Genomic DNA, 23,059 nt, shown 5'->3' with positions numbered 1-23,059 from the left:
AACTCAGAAGTGAAACGCCGTAGCGCCGATGGTAGTGTGGGGTCTCCCCATGCGAGAGTAGGACACTGCCAGGCATCAAATAAAGCCGAAAGCCCTGAACTGACGTTCAGGGCTTTTTGCTGTGCGTGAAACGTAAAAAAGCGCAGCTACGCTGCGCCTTTCAACCACTCGACAATAAAGTCGGCGATGCTTTCCGGTTGATTGAGATCCAACTGCTTAGCCGAAATGGATAGCGGTCGATCGCTGGCTACCGCGACGACAAACTGATCCAGCATGTCTTCCAACGGCCTGCCGATCTCGGCCCGATAAAGCAGGATCTTGCTGACCGGCTCATGTTTGAACCCTTCCACCAGAATCAAGTCGACCTTATCGGCGTCAAAGCGCCCAGCCAGATAGCGCAGATCCAAAGGTTGTTGCTCCGGCGTTTCGGTCATTAATGCCCAGCGACGATCGCTGGCGACCAGCGTTTGCTCGGCGCCTGCTTTACGCAGCTCATAGCTGTCTTTACCCGGCGTATCCACATCCATGTCGTGATGCGTATGTTTGATCAGTCCAATCCTTACCTGGCGTTGTTTCAGCAACGGGATCAGCTGTTTGAGCAGGGTCGTTTTCCCCGTTCCGCTGTAGGCGCCGATGGCCAGCAAGGGAGGCAATGAACGATTCATTTTTTGAGCTCTCGCGTTTGTTGCCAATTCAGGCAGTCAGCCGGCGTATTCAGGTTATGAAATGCCGCTTGCTGCCCGCTGAACACTACGCGTTGTGCGCCAATTTGATGCAAGAACAGCATCAGCTTGCGTTCACCGCGCGCCAGATAGTCGGCCAGCTGCGGCGCTACTTGGCTATGCAGTAACGCCAGCGTGGGGTGATCTCGTTCACCATCGCTGGCAAAGGCCGCCTGCGCCGCGCCTTTTTGCTGCCATAGCTGAGCGACTAAGTCGGCGGGAAAGTCGGGGACATCACAAGGGACGAAGACCACCCATTCGCTGGGAGCCTGTTTGAGCCCGGCCAGCATGCCTGCCAGCGGCCCGGCGAAATCGGGCGTCAGATCGCCAATCACCGGCAAACCGCTCGCCTGGTAACGTGCCTGATTGCGATTGGCGCTGATGGCGACGGAAGCCACCTGCGGGCGTAACCGAGCCAATACGTGTTGATAGAGTGCGATCCCGCCAATCGACACCAGGCCTTTGTCCTCACCGCCCATGCGCGTGGCCCGTCCGCCGGCCAAAATGACGCCGCTGATTTCTTTATGCATCTCGTTTATCCCGCCTTGTCGATGCGCTGATTGTAGCGCTAAAGCCGGCGCGACATCAGGATTTACCTTTATTGACAAGCCGGTTCTTTCACTGCGTGGGTAAGCCTGTTACTTTGTGAGTTTATTCATGCTATTGGACGATATTGAGATGAAAACGCATCGCGTAAACGAGTTGATCGAGCTGTTGCACCCGGCCTGGCAGGAAGATCCCGATCTCAATTTGATGCAGTTTTTGCAAAAGCTGGCGAAGGAAGCGGGTTTCCAGGGCGAGTTGTCCGAGTTGAGCGACGATATTCTTATTTACCATCTGAAAATGCGCGGCAGCGCCGGCACAGATCAGATCCCGGGCCTGAAGAAAGATTACGAAGAAGATTTTAAAACGGCGTTGCTGCGTGCTCGCGGCGTTATCAAGGATTGATCCTCGTGCGGTGCGAGAAAGCATAGCGCGTGAAATGCGCCATTAATGCTACTATTTCTCATTCCCGGCACCGTGCTGTCAGCGATCAAACGAACGTTATGAATAACTCAGCTTTTAATTTCGACACCCTGTCGCCCGATTTGATCATGGACGCGCTAGAAGGGATTGGCCTGCGCGTCGATTCCGGCCTGACGGCGCTGAACAGCTATGAGAACCGCGTCTATCAGTTTATGGACGAGGATCGTCGACGCTACGTGGTGAAGTTTTACCGACCGGAGCGCTGGAGCGCCGCACAAATCGGTGAGGAACATCAGTTCGCTCTGGATCTGGCCGGCGCGGAGATCCCGGCGGTGGCGCCGTTGGCGCTGCAAGGCGCTACGCTGCATACGCACGGCGGTTTTTTCTTTGCCCTGTTCCCCAGCGTGGGGGGCCGGCAATACGAGATAGACAATCTGGATCAGTTGGAATGGGTAGGCCGTTTTCTGGGGCGTATCCATCAGGTCGGCGGCGAGCGTTTGTTTGCCGAGCGTCCAACCATGGGGATTGAAGAGTATCTTGTTGCCCCGCGTCAGGCGCTGGCCAATTGCGAGCTGTTGCCGGCGGCTCAGCGTGATGCCTTTCTGCAGGCGACGGATAACCTGATTGCGGCGATCAAGCCACACTGGCATCTGAACTGGCAGCCGCGGCGTTTGCACGGCGATTGCCATCCGGGCAATATTCTGTGGCGCGATGGCCCGCTGTTCGTCGATCTTGATGACGCGCGCAACGGCCCTGCGGTTCAGGATCTGTGGATGCTGTTGCACGGCGAACGTCGCGACCAACTGATGCAGCTGGACGTTTTGCTGGAGGCGTACGGCGAATTTGCCGAGTTCGATCAGCGCGAGCTGGCGTTAATTGAGCCACTGCGGGCGATGCGTATGGTGTATTACCTGGCCTGGGTCGCTCGCCGTTGGCAGGATCCGGCCTTCCCTAAGAGTTTTCCGTGGATGGCGGAGTCTGATTTCTGGTTATCTCAGACTGCGGCGTTTAATGAACAGGTTAAGCTGTTGCAGGAGCCTCCTCTGCAGCTGACGCCAATGTATTGAAGCTTTAACACAATGGAGAGTTTAGTCTTATGAAAAAAATATGGTTGGCGCTCGTTGGCATGGTGATGGCATTCAGCGCCTCGGCGGCACAGTTTAGCGATGGCACTCAGTACGTGACCCTGGACAAGCCGGTGACCGGTGAGCCGCAGGTGTTGGAGTTCTTCTCCTTTTACTGCCCACACTGCTACCAGTTTGAGCAGGTCTATCACGTGTCCGAGAACGTGAAAAAAGCGTTGCCTGCCGGCACCAAAATGACCAAGTACCACGTGGAGTTCCTGGGGCCGTTGGGCAAACAGCTGACTCAGGCGTGGGCGGTGGCGATGGCGCTGGGCGTGGAAGACAAAGTAAGCCCGCTGATGTTTGAAGCGGTGCAGAAAACCCAGACCGTGCAAACGCCGGACGATATCCGTAACGTCTTCGTGAAAGCGGGCGTAACCGCCGCAGATTATGACGCGGCCTGGAACAGCTTCGTGGTGAAATCTCTGGTGGTTCAACAGGAGAAAGCCGCAGAAGATCTGCAGCTGCGCGGCGTGCCGGCGGTATTCGTCAACGGCAAATACATGGTTAAAAACGATGGCCTGGACACCAGCTCGATGGACGCTTACGTGAAGCAGTTCGCCGATGTGGTTAAATTCCTCAGCCAGCAGAAATAAGCCTGATTCAACATGAAAAACGCCGGCATCGCCGGCGTTTTTTTATCCGTATTGCCGCTTCAATTTATCCAGCAACCGGTCTTTTTCCTGCCACAGCGTATTCAGCCACAGCTGGAAGCGCCGCTTGAACTGTTTGTCGTTGAAATAATCACCGTGCAGGGTTTCATCGATCGGTAGCGTCTCTATTCTCACCACGATACGCGTCAGGCGGCCGCACAGCATATCCAGAAAGGGCCGCTGGTTATTTTCCGGATAAAGCAGGGTGACGTTCAACACTTTGTCGAACTGATTGCCCAGCGCGCTAAGGGTAAACGCGATGCCGGCGGCTTTGGGCGCCAGCAAATTGCGATAAGGTGAATTGCTTTTAATTTTCTTGGCTTCGGTGAAGCGTGAACCTTCGACGAAATTGACGATGGTGGTTGGGCGCTGGCGGAATTTTTCGCAGGAACGGCGCGTCGTTTCGATATCCTTGCCGCGTTTTTCCGGGTGCTTGAGCAAATAGGCGCGGGAGTAACGCTTCATGAATGGCATGTCCAGCGCCCAGCAGGCCAGGCCGACAAACGGCACCCAGGCGAGCTGCTGCTTGAGGAAATACTTATTCATTGGAATATGATTTCTGAACAGCACGCATAACACGACAATGTCTGACCAACTTTCGTGGTTGCTGATCAGCAGATACCAGTTTTTGCGATCCAACCCTTCCAGCCCTTCAATATCCCAACGCAATTGCCCGTTAATGCGCAATAACAGCGCCAGCCCTTGGCACCAACACCACATCATGAAATCGGCGAAAGCCGAGATATATCGCCAAACGGCGGGAATGGGCACCACGAGTTTCACGATGCCGGCCAGCGTGATGGGGATGGAGCATAACACCGTCACCAGAATGGTAAGTATGACGGAAATGATAAAGATAACAGGCGTTAACAATCTTGGCATGATTATGGGCTGACGGTTGGTGGGAACATCGTTGCATGCCAAAGCGCATGAACAAAAATGCATTTTAACAGAAATCGCCGGGGTAAAGCGCCGCTAAAAATCACTGTTTTTCGTCTCATCGGATAACCATTTGCTGAGTTTTCGTGCAACTTGTCCAGCTTGTGCTATGGTAATTGAGGCGCCGAATTTGATTAATAGTGCGATTAAAATCCGGCGAAAGTTATATCCACAAATCCAATAAAAGCCAATAATAAAGCGTCGCCGGAATTCGTTCTTTTAACGCGGTGATTTAAATAGGAATTTTATTCGCCGTTATAACGATAGTCACAGCGTTATAATTCGGTCTCTTTTCTATGCACAAAGTTATCCACAGGTAAGATCTTGCGGATCCTCGCGCACAATCACATCATTTTCGTCCGCAATGCACGCTAAGGTTCGTCTCCGGCGGCCAGCTATGGCATGCTTACCCCTATGTCCGATCACGATAAAGAAACGCTATGGCCCAGATTGCAGAAAACCCACTAATCCTGGTTGACGGTTCCTCTTACCTCTACCGCGCTTATCACGCCTTCCCGCCGCTGACCAACTCGGCGGGCGAGCCGACCGGCGCGATGTACGGCGTGCTGAATATGCTGCGCAGTCTGCTGTTGCAGTATCAACCGAGCCACGTTGCCGTGGTGTTTGATGCCAAAGGGAAGACCTTCCGCGATGATCTGTTCGCTGAATACAAGTCGCACCGGCCGCCGATGCCGGACGATCTGCGCGCGCAGATCGAGCCGCTGCACAACATGGTCAAGGCGATGGGCCTGCCGCTGTTGGTGACGCCCGGCGTAGAGGCGGATGACGTCATCGGTACGCTGGCGCTGGAGGCCGAAAAGGCCGGCCACGCGGTGCTGATCAGCACCGGCGACAAAGACATGGCGCAGCTGGTGACGCCGAACGTCACCCTGATCAACACCATGAACAACACGATCCTCGGCCCGCAGGAAGTGTGCGACAAGTACGGCATTCCGCCGGAGCTGATCATCGACTTCCTGGCGCTGATGGGCGATTCATCGGACAACATTCCCGGCGTGCCGGGCGTGGGCGAGAAAACCGCCCAGGCGTTGCTGCAGGGTATCGGCGGCCTGGATGCGCTGTACGGCAATCTGGAGAACATCGCCACGCTGAGCTTCCGCGGCGCCAAAACCATGGCGGCCAAGCTGGAACAGAATAAAGAGGTCGCGTACCTCTCCTATAAGCTGGCGACGATCAAAACCGACGTCGAGCTGGATCTGACCTGTGCGGACCTGACGGTCTCCGCGCCGGATGTCGACACGCTGCAACAGCTGTTCAAACAGTACGAGTTCAAACGCTGGCTGGCGGACGTAGAAGCCGGCATCTGGTTGGAAAACAAGAAAGGCGCGGGCGCGAAAGCTGCCGGCGCCGCCAAACCAGCCGTAGCCGCGGAAGCGCCGAAAGCGCTGGCGGAGGCCAAGCTGTCTCAGGACGGTTATGTCACCATCCTGGACGAAGCGACCTTTACCGACTGGCTGGCGCGGTTGAAAAAAGCCGACGTATTTGCCTTCGATACCGAAACCGATGGCCTGGATACCCTGACCGCCAATCTGATCGGCCTGTCCTTTGCGATCGCGCCGGGCGAAGCGGCTTATTTGCCGGTGGCGCACGATTATCTGGATGCGCCGGCGCAGCTGGATCGCGCTTACGTGCTGAAGGCGCTCAAACCGCTGCTGGAAGACGAGAAAGCGCTCAAGGTCGGGCAAAATCTGAAGTTCGATATGAGCCTGCTGGCGCGTTACGGCATCGAGATGCGCGGCATCGCCTACGACACCATGCTGGAGTCCTATGTGCTGGACAGCGTCGGCGGCCGTCATGATATGGACAGCCTGGCCGATCGTTATCTTGGCCACAAAACCATCACTTTCGAAGAGATCGCCGGCAAGGGCAAGAACCAGTTGACGTTCAATCAGATCGCGCTTGAGCAGGCGGCGCCATACGCTGCCGAAGACGCCGATGTCACGCTGCAGCTGCATCTGGCGATGTGGCCGCAGCTGAAACAGAGCGCGGAACTGCTGACGGTGTTCAACGAGATTGAAATGCCGCTGCTGCCGGTGCTGTCGCATATCGAACGCACCGGGGTGCTGATCGATCCGGCCATTTTATCGGCCCACTCCCAGGAGCTGGCCAAGCGTCTGGCTGAGCTGGAGGCGCAGGCCCACGAGCTGGCGGAAGAGCCGTTCAACCTGGCGTCGACCAAGCAGCTGCAGGCTATCTTGTACGAAAAACAAAAGCTGCCGGTGCTGAAGAAAACCCCGGGCGGGGCGCCATCCACCAACGAAGAGGTGCTGGCCGAGCTGGCGCTCGACTACCCGCTGCCGAAGGTGATTCTGGAATACCGCGGTTTGGCGAAGCTGAAGACCACCTATACCGACAAGCTGCCGCTGATGATCAATCCGGTCAGCGGGCGGGTGCATACCTCGTATCATCAGGCGGTGACCGCCACCGGCCGTCTCTCCTCGAGCGATCCGAACCTGCAGAACATCCCGGTGCGCAACGAAGAAGGGCGGCGCATTCGCCAGGCCTTTATCGCGCCGGAAGGCTACCGCATCGTCGCGGCCGACTACTCGCAGATCGAGCTGCGCATCATGGCGCATCTGTCTCAGGATGAAGGGCTGCTGAAGGCCTTCGCCGAAGGGAAAGACATTCACCGCGCCACGGCGTCGGAAGTTTTCGGCGTGCCGTTGGATAAAGTGACCGGCGAGCAGCGCCGCAGCGCCAAGGCGATTAACTTTGGTTTGATTTACGGCATGAGCGCCTTCGGCCTGGCGCGTCAGCTGGGGATCCCGCGTGGGGAAGCCCAGCGCTATATGGATCTCTACTTCGAACGTTACCCGGGCGTGCTGGATTACATGGAGCGCACCCGTCAGCAGGCTTCCGAGCAGGGCTATGTCAGCACGCTGGACGGCCGCCGTCTGTATCTGCCGGACGTACGCTCCAGCAACGCCATGCGCCGCAAGGCGGCCGAGCGCGCCGCCATCAACGCCCCGATGCAGGGCACGGCGGCCGATATCATCAAGCGTGCGATGATCGAGGTCGACGCCTGGCTGCAGGGGCAGGAGAAGCCGTTGGTGCGCGCGATCATGCAGGTGCACGATGAATTGGTGTTCGAGGTGCACGAGTCGGTGATCGACGAAGCCAGCCAACGTATCCGCCAACTGATGGAAGGCAGCATGACGCTGGCGGTGCCGCTGAAGGTCGATGTGGGCGTCGGCATGAACTGGGATGAAGCGCACTGATCGCCGGGTTATCGCCTTATGCGCTAACTGGCGAGAAGCTAAGCACTTTTCGTAATTAAGCTACAAGATGCGGCGATAGTTTCCCCAACTTCGCCGTTCTTGCGTCTCAAATTGTGTAAGTAAACTACAAAAAATTCTTTTGCCCTGCGAAAAAATGATGTAGAGTTACAGGCGTAGGGTACAGAGGTAAGATGTTCTATCTTTCAGACCTTTTACTTCACGTAATCGGATTTGGCTGAATATTTAGCCGCCCCAGTCAGTATTGACTGGGGCGTTTTTTATTGTAAAAACAGCAGCAAACCATACGTTTTTCCTATCGCTCGGCCACGCTTTTCATTTCAGCTTCCGCTCCCTCAATCCGCGTAATTCGGCGAAACAAGCCCGTTTTGGCGATAAGTCTTTATGATGGCTTTATTTCAAAAATGTAATTAGATAACGAAAAATCCCGCCTGCGGCCGATCTGCGGGCATAAAAAAGCCGATGCGGCGAGGCATCGGCTCAAACGTGCGATCAGGGCTTATTCGCCGATGTCCTCTTCCGGCAGCACTTCCGGCGGGATCTCGTTAAACCAGGTGTCCAGCTTCTGGCGCAGCTTGTCGACGCCGATCTTTTTCAGCGATGAGAAGGCTTCGACCTGGATATCCCCCATAAACGGTAGCACCGCTTCACGCACCATGTTGAGCTGCGCCTTGCGTGCGCCGGAGGCCAGCTTGTCGGCCTTGGTCAGCAACACCAGCACCGGCGTGCCGACGTCGACCGCCCACTGGATCATCTGCTGGTCGAGATCTTTCAGCGGATGGCGGATATCCATCAGCACCACCAGCCCTTTCAGGCTGTTGCGCATCTGCAGGTATTCGCCCAGCGCGCGTTGCCATTTGCGCTTCATTTCTTCCGGCACTTCGGCGTAGCCATAACCCGGCAGGTCGACCAGACGAATGCCGTCTTCCACTTCGAACAGGTTAATCAGCTGGGTGCGCCCCGGCGTCTTACTGGTGCGCGCCAGGCTTTTTTGGTTGGTCAGCGTATTCAGCGCGCTGGATTTACCGGCGTTGGAACGGCCGGCAAAGGCGACTTCAATTCCTGCATCCCCCGGAAGATGGCGAATATCGGGTGCGCTGGTGACGAAATGGGTCACATGATAGTTGTAGTTCTTGCTGGTCAAAATTTTTCGTCTCCGTGAGGATGGCTAACTGGTTGGCGATTATAACTGCATCAGCGGTAAAAATGGCGTGTTTCTCCGTTTTTAAGCGGCGGGGCGCGATAAAACGACGGTTAAGCCGCTCTTACGTTGTGAGACATTTGCCATTCGAATCGCGGGTAATGTCGCTTTATTCGAAAGCGATATTTCTGTTTCTTTTTTAAAAACAATGTGTTGTTTTTTCGTTGTGTGGAAATGTCAGTCAAATCGGCCTCCGGTGCCTTGAGCCTTCGCAACAATAACGTAAAGTACTCGTTAACGCAGGGTTGCGCAGGATTGGGGAACATCCGGGAAGGATGACAAATCTCAGGGAATGCACAGGGCGTGCAATGAGTGCCAGGATGAACGCAAAAGGAAGTGACCCTTTCGCACCGGAATAGGCGGCAGGCACATCGGATGGTGAAGTATCGGCAGTTTGGATGCCCGCAGGAAGCGCGCTCGGGAAGAGCGGATGCGAATGGATTGCGCCACGGACGATTTTCCTTTCAGGATGAAGGACGTAGTGGCAGGGAATGCGGTTATAGCAGAAGGAAAAACCGGGATGTTGCATGTACACAAGGAGCGCGTAACAGGAATACTCTTCGCAAGAAGGTGCGAAATAGGCGGCAGGTTTAACCTGCCGCCTTTTTTCTTTGTCCGCTTTCTGCTAGATTCCGCCGCAATTCTATACTGAATCTACATACCTAAGAGCACACGCTATGAACCAGCCATCAAAAGCACCTCGCGGCAGCGCGGCGAAGTCAAAAACGAAAAAGAAAAGCCGTATGGAGCTCGATCAGGAAGCGCGTGAGCGCAAACGCCTGAAAAAACGCCGCGGCCACGCTTCCGGTTCGCGCACTCAGGTCGAGTCCGGCAGCCAGAAAAACAAATCGGCGGCGGAAGCCAAAGATCCGCGTATCGGCAGTAAAGTGCCGGTTGCGCTGGTGGTCGACGAAACCAAAGTGAAGGCCAAACCGCAGCCGAAGCCAAAGGCCGAAGCGAAACCGCGCCTGTCGCCGGAAGAAGAGCTGGCGAAGCTGGAAAATGACGAACGTCTGAACGCGCTGCTGGATCGCATCGACGATGGCGAAACGCTGAACGCGCAAGAGCAGGCGTATGTCGACAAGACGCTGGATCGCATCGATGTGCTGATGGACGTGCTGGGCATCGAGCTGGGCGATGAAGACGACGAGGAAGAAGAAGAGAAGCAGGAAGATATTCTGAAGCTGCTGAAAGGCGGCAACCCGAAGGACGCTTTTTAACGCGCCATGTGGCTGATCCCGACAATAGCCCTACTCTTGATGTGTTATCTGCTGTGGTTATTCGGTAAACTATGGCGGCTGTCTAAGCGCAAAGCGCGTTTTCGCAGCGCTTCCGTGGCCAGACAGCGCAGACAACCGCCTCTCTCCCGGCCCGGTAGAAAAAGATATCGGAAGGAGTGAGCATGTCAGAGCAGACGATTGTCTGGGATTTGGCCCTGATCCAAAAATATAACTACTCAGGGCCGCGTTATACCTCATACCCCACGGCGCTGGAGTTTAACCAGCGCTACGACGAAGCGGCGTTTCAACGCGCCGCGGCGCGCTACCCTGAGCGCCCGCTGTCGCTGTACGTGCATATCCCTTTCTGCCATAAGCTGTGCTACTTCTGCGGCTGCAACAAACTGGTGACGCGTCAGACGCACAAGGCCGATGAATACCTGAATGTCCTGGCGCAAGAGATCGCCAGCCGTGCGCCGCTGTTCGCCGGCCGCAAGGTTGGCCAGATGCACTGGGGCGGCGGTACGCCAACCTACCTGGACAAGGCGCAAATCAGCCGGCTGGTGGCGCTGCTGCGCGAACATTTTGATTTTCTGCCCGATGCGGAGATGTCGATCGAAGTCGATCCGCGCGAGATAGCGCTGGATGTGCTCGATCATTTACGCGCCGAAGGCTTTAACCGCCTGAGCATGGGGGTGCAGGATTTCAACAAGCAGGTGCAGGCGTTGGTCAACCGCGAGCAGGATGAAGCCTTTATCTTCGCCCTGATCGAGCGGGCCAAAGCGCTGGGCTTCCGCTCGACCAATATCGATCTGATCTACGGCCTGCCGAAACAGACGCCGGAAAGCTTCGCCTTCACGCTGCAGCGGGTGGCTGAACTGAATCCCGATCGCCTCAGCGTGTTCAACTACGCGCATATGCCGAATTTATTCGCCGCCCAGCGCAAAATCAAAGACGCCGATCTGCCCAGCGCGCAGCAGAAGCTGGATATCCTGCAGCAGAGCATCGCGTTCCTGACTGACGCCGGCTATCAGTTTATCGGCATGGATCACTTTGCACGCCCGGACGATGAGCTGGCGATTGCGCAACGCGAAGGCAAGCTGCACCGCAATTTCCAGGGCTATACCACCCAGGGCGACAGCGATCTGCTGGGGTTGGGCGTGTCGGCCATCAGCATGCTCGGGGACAGCTATGCGCAGAACCAGAAAGAGCTGAAGCGTTACTATGAGAGCGTACCGGCGCAGGGCAACGCCCTGTGGCGCGGGTTGGCGCTGACGGACGACGATTGCCTGCGGCGCGATCTGATCAAAACGTTGATCTGCAACTTCCGGTTGGCGTATCAGCCACTTGAACGGCAATATGGCATCGATTTCACCGCTTACTTCGCCGAAGACCTGCAGCTGCTGACGCCGTTTGAACGCGATGGGCTGGTGGAGCGCGACGAGCAAGGCATTCGCGTCACGCCGCGCGGGCGCTTGCTGATCCGCAATATCTGCATGTGCTTCGACCGCTATCTGCGGCAACAGGCGCGCAGCCAGCAGTTCTCTCGGGTGATCTGAGGATGAAAAAACAGCCGCTGATGCGGCTGTTTTTTTAACTGAAGAAGTTAATCAGCGCGGCGCACAACACCGCGGCGACCGCCGCCTGCGGGGTGTGGCTGGCGGCGGAGCCCAGCTCCGCGCCCTGAGAAATGAACACGATGAATGAGTCCAGCATCGTCAACCTCCAGAGTGTGCGACACGATCATACTGCGCCCGCACCGGCTGTAAAGTCTGCGGTTGGCGTTTTTTTGTGCGCTGGGCTGCGTTTTTTATCATCAACCTCAGCGCCTATTCCATGCCCAGTTCTTTGAGCTTGCGGGTCAGGGTATTGCGGCCCCAGCCCAGCAGGCGTGCGGCTTCCTGTTTGTGCCCCTGGGTGTGACGCAAGGCGGTGGTGAGCAGTGTACGCTCCATCTCCGGCTGCGCTTCCGACAGCAGATTTTGATGACCGGAACGCAGCGCGCGATCGGCCCACTGCGCCAGCAGCGTGGCCCAACTGTCCGGCAGGCTGTGGCTGGGGCTCTCCGGCGCGGCGGTTTCGAACAGTTCGCTCGGCAGATCCTGAATCAGCACCTCTTGCCCGGCGGCCATCACCGTCAGCCAGCGGCAGGTATTCTCCAGCTGGCGCACGTTCCCCGGCCAGGGCAGGCGGGTCAGCGCGGTTTCGGTTTCCGGATGCAGGTTCTTGGCCTCTACGCCCAGCTCCTTGGCGGCGATCTGCAGGAAGTGGCGCGCCAGCCGCGGGATGTCTTCCCGGCGCTCGCGCAGCGGCGGTAGGTGTACGCGGATCACGTTCAGGCGGTGGAACAGATCCTCGCGGAACTTGCCTTCCTGTACCCGTAATTCCAGGTTCTGGTGCGTGGCGGCGATGATGCGCACGTCGACCTTCACCGGCGCATAGCCGCCGACCCGGTAGAACTGGCCGTCCGCCAGCACCCGCAGCAGGCGCGTTTGCACGTCGAGCGGCATATCGCCGATCTCGTCGAGGAACAGCGTGCCGCCGTCGGCCTGTTCAAAGCGCCCCTGACGGATTTGGTTCGCGCCGGTGAAGGCACCTTTCTCGTGGCCGAACAGCTCGGACTCGATCAGATCCTTGGGAATAGCGGCCATGTTCAGGGCGATGAACGGCGACTTGGCGCGCGGGCTGTGGCGGTGCAGCGCATGCGCCACCAGTTCCTTGCCGGTGCCGGATTCGCCGTTGATCAGCACGCTGATCGACGAACGCGACAGCCGGCCGATGATGCGAAACACGTCCTGCATCGCCGGCGCTTCGCCGATGATGTCCGCCGCCGGATCGCTGGCCGGCTGGCTGCGCACCGGCTGCTGCTGCTCTTGATAATGGCTGATGGCGCGCTCGACCAGCGCCACCGCTTCGTCGATGTCGAACGGTTTCGGCAGGTAGTCGAAGGCCCCTTGCTGATAGGCGCTGACGGCCGCATCCAAATCCGAATGCGCGGTCATGATGATCACCGGCAGCATCGGGTGGCGCTGTTTGATCTGCTTGAGCAGCGCCAGACCATCGATACCCGGCATGCGGATATCGGACAGCAACACGTCGGGAGTTTGCGTGGCCAAGGCTTCCAGCACGTCATTGCCGCCTTCGAAGGTGGCGCAGCTCATGCCCGCGCCGGTGAGCGCGCGCTCAAGCACCCAGCGGATGGAGCTATCGTCATCGACGATCCAGACTATCCCTCGTTGCATTGCAAACCTCACTGACGAATGGGCAGGTAGACCGAGAATTCGGTATGACCTGGCCAACTGTTGAACTCGATTTTTCCGCAATGCTGATCGATCAGATTGCGGGCGATGGATAATCCCAGGCCGGTACCGCCTTCACGGCCGCTGACCATCGGGTAGAACAGCGTGTCCTGCAGCTGCGCCGGCACGCCGGGGCCGTCGTCTTCGACATCGATACGCGCCGCCAGGCGATAGCGGGTGCCGTGCAACGTTATCTGAAACGCGGTGCGGGTGCGCAGAGTAATGGTGCCGCCCGCCTCGCCCAAGGCCTGCAGCGCATTGCGGGTGATGTTCAGCAGCACCTGTTCTATCTGATCCGGGTCGTGGGCCATTTCCGGCAGGCTGGGATCGTAGTCGCGCACCAGCGTGACGTTATCCGGCATTTCCAGCGACACCAGCTGGCAGACGCGCTCCGCGACCTGATGGATGCTCTGGGTGATGTGCTGACCGGGGCGCTGCGGCCCGAGCAGACGATCCACCAGATTGCGCAGCCGATCGGCCTGTTCAATGATCACCTTGGTGTATTCGGTCAGCGCCGGATCGGGCAGCGCTTTGGCCAGCAGCTGCGCCGCGCCGCGCAGGCCGCCCAGCGGGTTTTTAATCTCGTGCGCCAAACCGCGTACCAGATCGCGGGCGGCCACCTGTTGGGCATGCTGTAGCTGTTCCTGGCTCAGGCGGCGCTGATTGTCCATCGGCGCCAGCTCGACCAGGATATAGCCTTCCGGCAGCGCCTGAGCGGTCAGGGAAAGAATATGCGCGCGGCCATCGACCACCAGGGTCACTTCGTTGTCGGTGAAGCCCTGACCGGCGCGCAGGCTTTCACGCATCAGAGAGACGTTCAGCGAAAAATAGCCGAGCAGATCGGGCAGCGGCGTGCCGAACAGCTTGCGGGAGCTTTGCGCCAGCAGCTGCTGTGCCGCAGGGTTGGCGTAGTGAACCGCCAGTGAGTCATCCAACAGCAGGATGCTGTTGATGAGTGAATTGAGGATCTGCCCAGCATCGGGCAGCTTGCCAGTTGCCATACAGCAGACTCCTGCACCTTTTTAGTGCATCTATCCTACTCCATCCGGGATCGGCGCGGTATGGAATAGTTTTGCAGAAAATACGGTGGAGAAAAAAACCCATCCGAAGATGGGCTGAAAGTTTCCACGGCAACAAAAAAGCGATAACAAAAATTGTGGGCGCCGTCCGCCTTTGCAGACGGCGCGGGTAGGGCTTAGACGCTGTAGTACAGTTCGAACTCGACCGGGTGTGGCGTCATGCGAACGCGGTCCATCTCTTCTTTGCGCAGTTCGATGTAGGCATCGATCGCATCGTCGGTGAACACGCCGCCGCGGGTCAGGAACTCGCGGTCTTCGTTCAGCGCGGCCATCGCTTCGTCCAGCGAGCCGGCCACTTTTGGGATCTCGGCTTCTTCTTCCGGCGGCAGGTCGTACAGGTTTTTGTCCATGGCGTCGCCAGGGTGGATCTTGTTGATGATGCCGTCCAGGCCGGCCATCAGCAGTGCGGCGAAGCACAGGTATGGGTTAGCCGCCGGGTCCGGGAAGCGGGCTTCGATGCGGCGCGCTTTCGGGCTGGCGACCACCGGGATGCGGATAGACGCGGAGCGGTTACGGGCGGAGTAGGCCAGCATCACCGGCGCTTCGTAGCCCGGCACCAGACGTTTGTACGAGTTGGTGGTCGGGTTTGCCAACGCGTTGATCGCCTTGGCGTGCTTGATGATGCCGCCGATGTAGAACAGCGCGGTTTCAGACAGGCCGCCGTATTTGTCGCCGGCGAACAGGTTGGTGCCGTTCTTGGACAGCGACATGTGGCAGTGCATGCCGGAACCGTTGTCGCCGAACATGGGTTTCGGCATGAAGGTCGCGGTTTTACCGAAGGCGTGCGCCACGTTGTGCACCACGTACTTGTAGATCTGAATTTCGTCGGCTTTCTTGGTCATGGTGTTGAAGCGGGTCGCCACTTCGTTCTGACCGGCGGTCGCCACTTCGTGGTGGTGCGCTTCAACCACCAGGCCCATCTCTTCCATGGTCAGACACATGGTGGAACGCAGATCCTGCGAAGAGTCGACCGGTGGAACCGGGAAATAACCGCCTTTCACCGCCGGACGGTGGCCTTTGTTGCCGCCGTCGTATTGAGTGCCGGAGTTCCAGGCGCCTTCGATGTCGTCGATGGCCACGTGGGAACCGCGGATGCTGCTGCCGAAGCGGATGTCGTCGAACAGGAAGAACTCAGGCTCTGGCCCGAACAGCACGGTGTCCGCGATGCCGGAGGAGCGCAGGAAGTCTTCGGCGCGTTTGGAGATGGAGCGTGGGTCGCGATCGTAGCCTTGCATGGTGCCCGGCTCGAGAATGTCGCAGCGAATGATCAGCGTAGGTTCTTCGAAGAACGGATCCAGAACCGCCGTGCTGGCATCCGGCATCAGTACCATGTCAGATTCGTTGATGCCCTTCCAACCACCGATAGAGGAGCCGTCAAACATTTTGCCTTCTTCGAAGAAGTCGGCGTTTACCTGATGAGCCGGGATAGTCACGTGCTGTTCCTTACCCTTGGTGTCAGTGAAACGCAGGTCTACGAATTTCACTTCATGCTCATTCAGCATCGTCAAAACGTGTTCAGCGGACATACTTAACTCTCCCGGTTTATCATTGTCGTCGTCGTGGAACGAATCTGTGGAACTGGCTTTTTTTCGCCTTGAAAAGACTAAAGCGAAAAGCGTGCCAACTTTTTAAAAAGGCTTTCATCGCCTTTCTGCGCGGGTTTTACCCAGACACAGTATGCACCATCAGCGATAATTTGCACCGTCATGGTGCAATAAGGGTGGGGGTAGGCACTGAAATGGTGCAAAAGTGCAACGATTGCGGCTTTTTGCACCGTGAAAGGGATCACAAACTGACCGGTACGCGGTTGTTTATAAGAGATGGTTGTGATCTTGTTTAGTCCCTCGCTTAATACGTGTACAATAGCGCGCTATTTCTAATGCCCGAGGCAAAGCTGTGATCGAAAATTTGCGTAACATCGCCATTATTGCCCACGTTGACCATGGTAAAACCACCCTGGTTGACAAGCTGCTGCAACAATCCGGTACTTTCGGAGAGCGTGCGGAAGCCACCGAACGCGTAATGGACTCCAACGATTTGGAGAAAGAGCGTGGGATTACCATCCTCGCAAAAAACACCGCCATTAATTGGAATGGTTACCGCATCAACATCGTGGATACCCCAGGACACGCCGACTTCGGCGGTGAGGTAGAGCGCGTGATGTCGATGGTTGACTCGGTGCTGCTGGTTGTGGATGCAATGGATGGCCCTATGCCGCAAACCCGCTTCGTGACCAAAAAGGCGTTCGCCAACGGTCTGAAGCCGATCGTGGTAATCAACAAGGTTGACCGCCCTGGCGCGCGCCCTGACTGGGTTGTGGATCAGGTGTTCGACCTGTTCGTGAACCTCGACGCGACCGACGAGCAGCTCGACTTCCCGATCATCTACGCTTCTGCGCTGAACGGCATCGCCGGCGTCGACCACACCGACATGGCGGAAGACATGACCCCGCTGTATCAGGCGATCGTCGACCACGTGTCTGCGCCGCAGGTTGAGCTGGAAGCGCCATTCCAGATGCAGATCTCCCAGTTGGACTACAACAACTACCTGGGCGTTATCGGCATCGGCCGCATCAAGCGCGGTAAAGTGAAGCCGAACCAGCAGGTCACCATCATCGACAGCGAAGGTAAAACTCGCAACGGTAAAGTGGGTAAAGTGCTGGGTCACCTGGGTCTGGAGCGTATCGACAGCACCCTGGCGGAAGCGGGCGACATCATCGCCATCACCGGCCTGGGCGAGCTGAACATCTCCGACACCATCTGCGACACCAACGCCGTAGAAGCGCTGCCGGCGCTGTCCGTCGACGAACCGACCGTAACCATGTTCTTCAACGTCAACACCTCGCCGTTCTGCGGTAAAGAAGGTAAGTACGTGACGTCGCGTCAGATCCTTGACCGTCTGAACAAAGAGCTGGTGCACAACGTGGCGCTGCGCGTTGAAGAAACCGACGATGCTGACGCCTTCCGCGTATCCGGTCGTGGCGAGCTGCACCTGTCGGTGCTGATCGAAAACATGCGCCGTGAAGGTTTCGAGCTGGCGGTTTCCCGTCCGAAAGTTATCTTCCGCGAAATCGATGGCCGTAAGCAGGAGCCATTCGAGAACGTGACGCTGGATATCGAAGAGCAGCATCAGGGTTCCGTGATGCAGGCGATGGGTGAGCGTAAAGCCGACCTGAAAAACATGGATCCAGACGGTAAGGGCCGCGTGCGTCTCGACTACGTGATCCCAAGCCGCGGTCTGATCGGCTTCCGTAACGAATTCATGACCATGACTTCGGGTACCGGTCTGCTGTACTCCACCTTCAGCCACTACGACGACGTGCGTCCGGGCGAAGTGGGCCAGCGTCAGAACGGCGTGCTGATCTCCAACGGCCAGGGCAAAGCGGTCGCGTTCGCGCTGTTCGGCCTGCAGGATCGCGGCAAGCTGTTCCTGGGCCACGGTGCGGAAGTGTATGAAGGCCAGATCATCGGTATTCACTCACGTTCCAACGACCTGACCGTAAACTGCCTGACCGGTAAGAAGCTGACCAACATGCGTGCTTCCGGTACCGACGAAGCGACTACCCTGGTTCCGGCCATCAAAATGACCCTGGAGCAAGCTCTGGAGTTCATCGATGACGACGAACTGGTAGAAGTGACGCCAACCTCGATCCGTATCCGTAAGCGTCACCTGACGGAAAACGATCGTAAGCGTGCCAGCCGCGGTCCAAAAGACGCTTAATCGCTGATTGAGTGTCTCATGCTTAGGGCGCGGCTCTCGCGCCCTGAGTTTTTTCCTCTGTTGTTCCCCGTTTGTGCGGCGCGCTATGCGCTTTTCCGTTCGCTCCCTGTTCAGCTGTTCCTTTTCCCGCTACAGTGAAATCTCACCGGCCCATCAGGAGAGGACTATGCTGTATATCTTTGATTTAGGTAATGTGATCGTCGATATCGATTTCAAGCGTGTGCTGGGCGTGTGGAGCAATTTGAGCGGCACGCCGTTGGCGGTGTTGTCCGATCGTTTCACCATGGGTGAGGTGTTCCAGCAGCATGAGCGCGGTGAAATCAGCGATGAAGACTTCGCCGGCAAACTGTGCGATGAAATGGGCATCGCGCTCAGCTTTGAGCAGTTCGCCACCGGTTGGCAGGCGGTATTCGTCGCGCTGCGCCCGGAGGTGATCGACATCATGCAGCGCCTGCGCAACGAAGGTCACCGGGTGGTGGTGCTGTCGAACACCAACCGTCTGCACTGCAATTACTGGCCGCAGCATTACCCAGAAGTGGCCGCCGCCGCCGATCATCTCTATTTGTCGCAAGATCTCGGCATGCGCAAACCTGAAGCTGACATCTACCGGCATGTGCTGGTTGCGGAAAACACCGCCGCCGCCGACGCGGTGTTCTTTGACGATCACCCGGCGAACGTCCTCGCCGCGCAGGCGCTGGGGATCAAGACGGTGCACGTCACCGATCGCGACGTGGTGCCGGCCTATTTTGCTCAATGAGCGCAGGGCGCGTTAAGCTTAAGGCGTATCAACGGACATCAAGGAGTGACCATGTCGTTTTTCCGCCGCAAGAAGCTGCCTTCTGCGATTAAGCCAAGCGTCACCTTCGGACGGCTGCTGTACCAACGCATCGACCACGATGGCCTGACGATGTTGGCGGGCCATCTCGCCTACGTTTCCCTGCTGTCGCTGGTGCCGCTGGTCACCGTGGTGTTCGCCCTGTTCGCCGCTTTCCCGATGTTTTCCGACATCAGCGAACAGCTGAAGAGCTTTATATTTTCCAATTTCGTGCCGGCCGCCGGCAACGTGATCCAGAACTACCTGGAACAGTTCGTCGCCAATTCCAACAAGATGACCGCCGTCGGCACCTGCGGGCTGATCGTTACCGCGTTGCTGTTGATCTCCTCGGTGGACAGCGTGCTGAACACCATCTGGCGCAGCAAGAACAAACGGCCGATCGTCTTCTCCTTCGCCGTGTACTGGATGGTGCTGACGCTGGGGCCGCTGCTGGTGGGCGCCAGCATGGCCATCAGTTCCTACCTGCTGTCGCTCAACTGGCTGGCGCAGACCGGCGTCAACGGCCTGGTGGATCAGGTGCTGCGCATCTTTCCGCTGATTTTGTCGTGCACCTCCTTCTGGCTGCTGTATTGCATCGTGCCGACGGTGCGCGTGCCGCCCAAAGACGCGCTGATTGGCGCGGTGGTGGCCGGATTGCTGTTCGAGCTGGGCAAGAAGGGATTCGCGCTGTACGTCACCATGTTCCCCTCCTATCAGCTGATTTACGGCGTGCTGGCGGTGATCCCGATTTTATTCCTGTGGGTCTACTGGAGCTGGTGTATCGTGTTACTCGGCGCGGAAATCACCGTGACCATCGGCGAATACCGCGACTACCGCCGGCAGAAGGCGGAGCAACAGGAACAAAAACCAGAAGGGCAGCAGGAATGATTGCGTTGATTCAACGGGTGTTAAACGCCAGCGTCACGGTGGGTGGCGAGACGGTAGGCAAGATTGGCCCCGGTTTGTTAGTGTTATTGGGCGTGGAGCAGGGCGATAACGAGCAAAAAGCGCAACGCCTGTGCGAACGCGTATTGGGATACCGCATTTTCGGCGACGAGAACGACAAGATGAATCTCAACGTCCAGCAGGCCGGGGGCAGCGTGCTGGTCGTTTCGCAGTTCACCCTGGCGGCGGACACCCAGAAGGGCATGCGGCCCAGCTTCTCGCGTGGCGCCGCGCCTTTGGTCGCCGATCGGTTGTATCAATATTTTGTTGGCCAGTGCCGCGAACGCGGCGTAGAGACCCAGACCGGCGAGTTCGCCGCCGACATGCAGGTGGCGCTGGTCAACGATGGTCCGGTGACATTCTGGCTACAGGTCTAAGCATTCGGAGAACAGGCGTCTATGTATCACCTACGAGTACCCGTAACAGAGCAAGAACTGAAGGAGTATTACCAGTTTCGCTGGGAAATGCTGCGCAAGCCGCTGCACCAGCCGGTGGGTTCGGAAAAGGATGCCTATGACGCCATGGCCCATCACCAAATGGTGGTGGACGAGGCCGGTAAAATCGTCGCCATCGGGCGGCTGTACATCAATGCCGACAACGAGGCGGCGATCCGTTTTCTGGCGGTAGATCCGACGCTGCAGGATAAAGGGCTGGGGACGCTGGTGGCGATGACGCTGGAGTCCGTCGCGCGGCAGGAAGGCGTGAAGCGGGTGGTGTGCAGCGCCCGTGAAGACGCGGTGGATTTCTTCGCCAAACTGGGCTTCGTCAATCAGGGCGAGATCACCGCGCCGCAGACCACCCCGATCCGTCACTTTTTGATGATCAAACCGGTGGCGACGCTGGACGATATCCTGCATCGCCCCGATTGGTGCGGCCAATTGCAGCAGGCCTGGTATGAACACATCCCGCTGAGCGAAAAGATGGGCGTGCGCATCAGCCAATACACCGGCCAGCGCTTCGTCACCACCATGCCGGAGATCGGCAACCAGAATCCGCACCATACGCTGTTTGCCGGCAGCCTGTTCTCACTGGCGACGCTGACCGCCTGGGGGCTGATTTGGCTGCTGCTGCGCGAGCGCCATCTGGGCGGCACCATCATTCTGGCGGACGCGCACATTCGCTACAGCAAACCGATTACCGGCAGGCCGCGGGCGGTGGCGGATCTCGGCTCGCTGAGCGGCGATTTGGCGCGTCTGGCGCGTGGCCGCCGCGCGCGCGTACACGCCGAAGTGCATCTGTTCGGTGACGAGGACAAGGGCGCAGTGTTCGAAGGTACCTATATGGTGTTGCCGGCCGAGCCGGATGTACCGTTGGATCAGGGCGGCTCTGAAGCGCTGGAGGAGTAAGGCGGCGGCCCTGCCCTGAGGGCGGGCCGCGCAGTGCACTACGGCAGTTGTTGGTTCACCGCTTGGCCGTCGCCGGCGGTGGCCTGCAGATTGCCTTTCAATGAGGCCTTGAACGGCCCATCGCTGTTCAGCAGCCCTTTCAACTGCAGCTCAAGGTTGCCGTCACCCGTCAGCGGCACCGGCTGCCATCCCCATTGCTGCAAGGTGTTGATCGGTACCGAACGGCCGTGCAGCGTCAACTGGAACGGCTTGCCCGGCAGCTGATCGACGGTCGCTTTGGCCTCAAGCAACCCATTGGGCATAAAGGCGCTGAGCTCGGTGACGGCGATCTGGTTGGCGTCGGCGTTCAGCGCCAGCGAAGGGCGTCGCACGTCGATTTTGTTGAAGGTGGCCTCGCTGCCGTTCAGGTTCAGCGAACCGGACCAAATGCCCCACTGGTGGTCGCGCGCCAGCAGCAGGTTGCTGCCGTAACCGTCCAGCGCGGTGATCTGGAACGGGAATGCCGGGTTGATATCGATAATCAGATTGCGGTTGGTGGTCAGCTTGGTGACGTACACCTCCGCCAGCCAGTCCGGCAGCGGTTTCAGCCACAGCTCGCGCCAGTCGATCGGTAGGGTGTACTCCAGCGCCGCCATGGCCACTTCATCCAGCTGCAGGCGTTTGCCGGCGCGCAGCCAGTTGCCGGAGGTGCGTAGCAGCCCGCCTTCCCAGCGGGTGGTGAACTGCTGAATGGCGATGCCGGCGGAAGAGAGCCGCAGGGTGGCGATCGGATCGATCAGGTGGAAACCGCCGTTGACCACGTCGCCGGCGTTGACGTTGAGCGAGCCGTCTTCACTGCGCCAGTCGCCTTTTTCGACGCTGACGTTTTGCAGCGACAGGTCGAGATCGTTAACCGCCCACGCCTTGCCTTCCAGGCGCGCATCGATCAGATCGAAACGCTTGAGGGTGACCGGCGGCAGAGCGGTGAAGCGCCGCATGAATTCCGCCAACGTCATCGGGGTCTGCATGCGCACGCCGCTCAGCCGCAGGCGATCCACCTGCCAGCTGCCGTCGGTGGCGCGGCTGGCCACGCCGGTCAGGTCGCCCTGCGCCAGATCGGCGCCGAAGTTGTTCAACAGCAGCTGGCCTTGTTTTTGCTCCCCCTGCACCAACACCTTCGAGGCGGGGATGCCGTTCAGCGTCATCGAACCGGCGCTGAACTGGAACTGGTTGTTGTCCCCCAGCAGATGGCCGGCCAGCGGGCGCCACGGCGTGATGCCGGCATTGACCTGCTGCGCGTTGAGCTGCCACTCGCTATCGTTGGACTGCAGCGCCATGTTGCTCAGTTGCAGCACGTCGGCCTGTACGGGCAGCGCAGCAGCCTGTGGCTGCACGTTCAGCGTGCCGTCGCGCAGCGTGACGCTGTAAAAATAGCGCGGTTCGGTGATTTGGCGCAGGCTGAGGCCGAGATCGACGCGTTTGGCGACCAGCGCCTGAGGTTGGCCGCTGCGCGCCAGCTGCACGTCTTCCAGACCGATCTGGCCCGGCTGATTCCACGAGTGGGTGATTTTTCCTATCGACAGGCGGTATTCGCTGTTGTCGCTGATCCAGGCGCTTAGACGGCCTGCCGCCCAGCGGGTTTGCCCCACCAGATACAGCACCACCGCCGCCAGCACGATCAGCAGCAGCAACGTCAGCAACAGCTTTCCGATAAATTTCATCGTCTACATCCGCATCGGTCAAAAAAGATACCCTGTTTATGCCGCAATTGGCCGGGCATCTCAAGGGCAATGGTCTG

20 protein-coding genes and 1 rRNA gene are annotated in these 23,059 nt (G+C 58.2%); 12 read left to right on the top strand and 9 right to left on the bottom strand.

Annotation, left to right across the window (positions count from 1 at the left end; translation table 11 throughout):
- A 5S ribosomal RNA gene (rrf, locus tag ACSBQS_RS24010) occupies positions 1 to 74 on the top strand; the annotation flags it as partial.
- 72 nt (positions 75 to 146) lie between these two features.
- Here the strand turns inward: rrf and mobB are convergent.
- Both mobB and mobA read right to left on the bottom strand, forming a co-directional pair.
- Positions 147 to 665: a molybdopterin-guanine dinucleotide biosynthesis protein MobB gene (mobB, locus tag ACSBQS_RS24005; RefSeq protein ID WP_033652270.1), complete on the bottom strand. Its 519-nt coding sequence runs from the start codon at positions 663 to 665 to the stop codon at positions 147 to 149.
- Positions 662 to 1,252: a molybdenum cofactor guanylyltransferase MobA gene (mobA, locus tag ACSBQS_RS24000; RefSeq protein ID WP_047025870.1), complete on the bottom strand. Its 591-nt coding sequence runs from the start codon at positions 1,250 to 1,252 to the stop codon at positions 662 to 664. The genes mobB and mobA overlap by 4 nt, the downstream gene beginning before the upstream one ends.
- Before the next feature lie 148 nt (positions 1,253 to 1,400).
- On the opposite strand from mobA, the gene ACSBQS_RS23995 reads away from it, so the two are divergent.
- The 3 genes from ACSBQS_RS23995 to dsbA all read left to right on the top strand — a co-directional run bounded on the left by ACSBQS_RS23995 (position 1,401) and on the right by dsbA (position 3,408).
- A complete protein-coding gene (locus ACSBQS_RS23995) occupies positions 1,401 to 1,670 on the top strand; it encodes a YihD family protein (protein WP_004931268.1) in 270 nt (89 codons plus the stop codon).
- Between the two features lie 98 nt (positions 1,671 to 1,768).
- The gene (locus ACSBQS_RS23990) at positions 1,769 to 2,755 is read left to right on the top strand and encodes a serine/threonine protein kinase (protein ID WP_047025869.1); all 987 of its coding nucleotides are present in this window, start codon (positions 1,769 to 1,771) and stop codon (positions 2,753 to 2,755) included.
- Between the two features lie 29 nt (positions 2,756 to 2,784).
- On the top strand, positions 2,785 to 3,408 hold the full coding sequence (gene dsbA, locus ACSBQS_RS23985; protein ID WP_025304721.1) for a thiol:disulfide interchange protein DsbA: 624 nt from the start codon (positions 2,785 to 2,787) through the stop codon (positions 3,406 to 3,408).
- Positions 3,409 to 3,450: 42 nt separating this feature from the next.
- On the opposite strand, the gene ACSBQS_RS23980 is transcribed toward dsbA, so the two are convergent.
- A complete protein-coding gene (locus ACSBQS_RS23980) occupies positions 3,451 to 4,347 on the bottom strand; it encodes an acyltransferase (RefSeq protein ID WP_033645170.1) in 897 nt (298 codons plus the stop codon).
- 497 nt (positions 4,348 to 4,844) lie between these two features.
- Here ACSBQS_RS23980 and polA point away from each other — a divergent pair, with 497 nt between their 5' ends.
- On the top strand, positions 4,845 to 7,643 hold the full coding sequence (polA, locus tag ACSBQS_RS23975; protein WP_047025868.1) for a DNA polymerase I: 2,799 nt from the start codon (positions 4,845 to 4,847) through the stop codon (positions 7,641 to 7,643).
- 517 nt (positions 7,644 to 8,160) lie between these two features.
- Here the strand turns inward: polA and yihA are convergent.
- Positions 8,161 to 8,805 carry a ribosome biogenesis GTP-binding protein YihA/YsxC gene (gene yihA / locus ACSBQS_RS23970; protein WP_004931258.1) on the bottom strand — a complete coding sequence of 215 codons (645 nt, stop codon included), beginning with the start codon at positions 8,803 to 8,805 and terminating at the stop codon, positions 8,161 to 8,163.
- Positions 8,806 to 9,539: 734 nt separating this feature from the next.
- Between yihA and yihI the strand changes: the two genes are divergently transcribed.
- Both yihI and hemN read left to right on the top strand, forming a co-directional pair.
- On the top strand, positions 9,540 to 10,082 hold the full coding sequence (gene yihI, locus ACSBQS_RS23965) for a Der GTPase-activating protein YihI (RefSeq protein WP_015379455.1): 543 nt from the start codon (positions 9,540 to 9,542) through the stop codon (positions 10,080 to 10,082).
- A gap of 182 nt (positions 10,083 to 10,264) precedes the next feature.
- Positions 10,265 to 11,638 (top strand): oxygen-independent coproporphyrinogen III oxidase, encoded by a 1,374-nt coding sequence (gene hemN, locus ACSBQS_RS23960; RefSeq protein WP_197666903.1) that lies wholly within the window; start codon positions 10,265 to 10,267, stop codon positions 11,636 to 11,638.
- Between the two features lie 34 nt (positions 11,639 to 11,672).
- Here hemN and ACSBQS_RS23955 read toward each other — a convergent pair whose 3' ends face one another.
- From ACSBQS_RS23955 to glnA, 4 genes are all read right to left on the bottom strand, one after another.
- Positions 11,673 to 11,795 carry a YshB family small membrane protein gene (locus tag ACSBQS_RS23955; protein ID WP_015379453.1) on the bottom strand — a complete coding sequence of 41 codons (123 nt, stop codon included), beginning with the start codon at positions 11,793 to 11,795 and terminating at the stop codon, positions 11,673 to 11,675.
- Between the two features lie 113 nt (positions 11,796 to 11,908).
- Positions 11,909 to 13,321, bottom strand: coding sequence for a nitrogen regulation protein NR(I) (glnG, locus tag ACSBQS_RS23950; protein ID WP_033652266.1), 1,413 nt, complete (start codon positions 13,319 to 13,321; stop codon positions 11,909 to 11,911).
- An 8-nt stretch (positions 13,322 to 13,329) separates the two neighbouring features.
- Positions 13,330 to 14,379, bottom strand: coding sequence for a nitrogen regulation protein NR(II) (gene glnL / locus ACSBQS_RS23945; RefSeq protein WP_004931246.1), 1,050 nt, complete (start codon positions 14,377 to 14,379; stop codon positions 13,330 to 13,332).
- A gap of 194 nt (positions 14,380 to 14,573) precedes the next feature.
- Positions 14,574 to 15,983, bottom strand: a complete 1,410-nt coding sequence (glnA, locus tag ACSBQS_RS23940) for a glutamate--ammonia ligase (RefSeq protein ID WP_033645173.1) — start codon at positions 15,981 to 15,983, stop codon at positions 14,574 to 14,576.
- A gap of 370 nt (positions 15,984 to 16,353) precedes the next feature.
- On the opposite strand from glnA, the gene typA reads away from it, so the two are divergent.
- The 5 genes from typA to fabY all read left to right on the top strand — a co-directional run bounded on the left by typA (position 16,354) and on the right by fabY (position 21,282).
- Positions 16,354 to 18,177: a ribosome-dependent GTPase TypA gene (typA, locus tag ACSBQS_RS23935; RefSeq protein WP_004931243.1), complete on the top strand. Its 1,824-nt coding sequence runs from the start codon at positions 16,354 to 16,356 to the stop codon at positions 18,175 to 18,177.
- 166 nt (positions 18,178 to 18,343) lie between these two features.
- Positions 18,344 to 18,934 carry a glucose-1-phosphatase gene (gene yihX / locus ACSBQS_RS23930; RefSeq protein WP_042785601.1) on the top strand — a complete coding sequence of 197 codons (591 nt, stop codon included), beginning with the start codon at positions 18,344 to 18,346 and terminating at the stop codon, positions 18,932 to 18,934.
- Positions 18,935 to 18,985: 51 nt separating this feature from the next.
- Positions 18,986 to 19,879, top strand: a complete 894-nt coding sequence (locus ACSBQS_RS23925) for a virulence factor BrkB family protein (RefSeq protein WP_033652264.1) — start codon at positions 18,986 to 18,988, stop codon at positions 19,877 to 19,879.
- Complete coding sequence (dtd, locus tag ACSBQS_RS23920) at positions 19,876 to 20,313, top strand: D-aminoacyl-tRNA deacylase (RefSeq protein ID WP_016929644.1); 438 nt, start codon at positions 19,876 to 19,878, stop codon at positions 20,311 to 20,313. The genes ACSBQS_RS23925 and dtd overlap by 4 nt, the downstream gene beginning before the upstream one ends.
- A gap of 21 nt (positions 20,314 to 20,334) precedes the next feature.
- Positions 20,335 to 21,282, top strand: coding sequence for a fatty acid biosynthesis protein FabY (fabY, locus tag ACSBQS_RS23915; RefSeq protein WP_004931235.1), 948 nt, complete (start codon positions 20,335 to 20,337; stop codon positions 21,280 to 21,282).
- A 38-nt stretch (positions 21,283 to 21,320) separates the two neighbouring features.
- On the opposite strand, the gene ACSBQS_RS23910 is transcribed toward fabY, so the two are convergent.
- Positions 21,321 to 22,982 (bottom strand): AsmA family protein, encoded by a 1,662-nt coding sequence (locus ACSBQS_RS23910; RefSeq protein WP_047025864.1) that lies wholly within the window; start codon positions 22,980 to 22,982, stop codon positions 21,321 to 21,323.
- Positions 22,983 to 23,059 lie beyond the last annotated feature (77 nt).

The organism is Serratia sp. H402Y, from assembly GCF_051172415.1.
GTDB classification, from domain to species: Bacteria; Pseudomonadota; Gammaproteobacteria; order Enterobacterales; family Enterobacteriaceae; genus Serratia; species Serratia ureilytica.
The sequence above is the reverse complement of the archived record's forward strand: the minus strand, read 5'-3'. Positions and strand labels throughout refer to the sequence as shown.

What these genes read in the sequence shown, in the direction of transcription:
- mobB (WP_033652270.1), bottom strand. Translation starts at nt 665, where the DNA reads ATGAATCGTTCATTGCCTCCCTTGCTGGCCATCGGCGCCTACAGCGGA.
- mobA (WP_047025870.1), bottom strand. Translation starts at nt 1,252, where the DNA reads ATGCATAAAGAAATCAGCGGCGTCATTTTGGCCGGCGGACGGGCCACG.
- ACSBQS_RS23995 (WP_004931268.1), top strand. Translation starts at nt 1,401, where the DNA reads ATGAAAACGCATCGCGTAAACGAGTTGATCGAGCTGTTGCACCCGGCC.
- ACSBQS_RS23990 (WP_047025869.1), top strand. Translation starts at nt 1,769, where the DNA reads ATGAATAACTCAGCTTTTAATTTCGACACCCTGTCGCCCGATTTGATC.
- dsbA (WP_025304721.1), top strand. Translation starts at nt 2,785, where the DNA reads ATGAAAAAAATATGGTTGGCGCTCGTTGGCATGGTGATGGCATTCAGC.
- ACSBQS_RS23980 (WP_033645170.1), bottom strand. Translation starts at nt 4,347, where the DNA reads ATGCCAAGATTGTTAACGCCTGTTATCTTTATCATTTCCGTCATACTT.
- polA (WP_047025868.1), top strand. Translation starts at nt 4,845, where the DNA reads ATGGCCCAGATTGCAGAAAACCCACTAATCCTGGTTGACGGTTCCTCT.
- yihI (WP_015379455.1), top strand. Translation starts at nt 9,540, where the DNA reads ATGAACCAGCCATCAAAAGCACCTCGCGGCAGCGCGGCGAAGTCAAAA.
- hemN (WP_197666903.1), top strand. Translation starts at nt 10,265, where the DNA reads ATGTCAGAGCAGACGATTGTCTGGGATTTGGCCCTGATCCAAAAATAT.
- ACSBQS_RS23955 (WP_015379453.1), bottom strand. Translation starts at nt 11,795, where the DNA reads ATGCTGGACTCATTCATCGTGTTCATTTCTCAGGGCGCGGAGCTGGGC.
- glnG (WP_033652266.1), bottom strand. Translation starts at nt 13,321, where the DNA reads ATGCAACGAGGGATAGTCTGGATCGTCGATGACGATAGCTCCATCCGC.
- glnL (WP_004931246.1), bottom strand. Translation starts at nt 14,379, where the DNA reads ATGGCAACTGGCAAGCTGCCCGATGCTGGGCAGATCCTCAATTCACTC.
- glnA (WP_033645173.1), bottom strand. Translation starts at nt 15,983, where the DNA reads ATGTCCGCTGAACACGTTTTGACGATGCTGAATGAGCATGAAGTGAAA.
- yihX (WP_042785601.1), top strand. Translation starts at nt 18,344, where the DNA reads ATGCTGTATATCTTTGATTTAGGTAATGTGATCGTCGATATCGATTTC.
- ACSBQS_RS23925 (WP_033652264.1), top strand. Translation starts at nt 18,986, where the DNA reads ATGTCGTTTTTCCGCCGCAAGAAGCTGCCTTCTGCGATTAAGCCAAGC.
- dtd (WP_016929644.1), top strand. Translation starts at nt 19,876, where the DNA reads ATGATTGCGTTGATTCAACGGGTGTTAAACGCCAGCGTCACGGTGGGT.
- fabY (WP_004931235.1), top strand. Translation starts at nt 20,335, where the DNA reads ATGTATCACCTACGAGTACCCGTAACAGAGCAAGAACTGAAGGAGTAT.
- ACSBQS_RS23910 (WP_047025864.1), bottom strand. Translation starts at nt 22,982, where the DNA reads ATGAAATTTATCGGAAAGCTGTTGCTGACGTTGCTGCTGCTGATCGTG.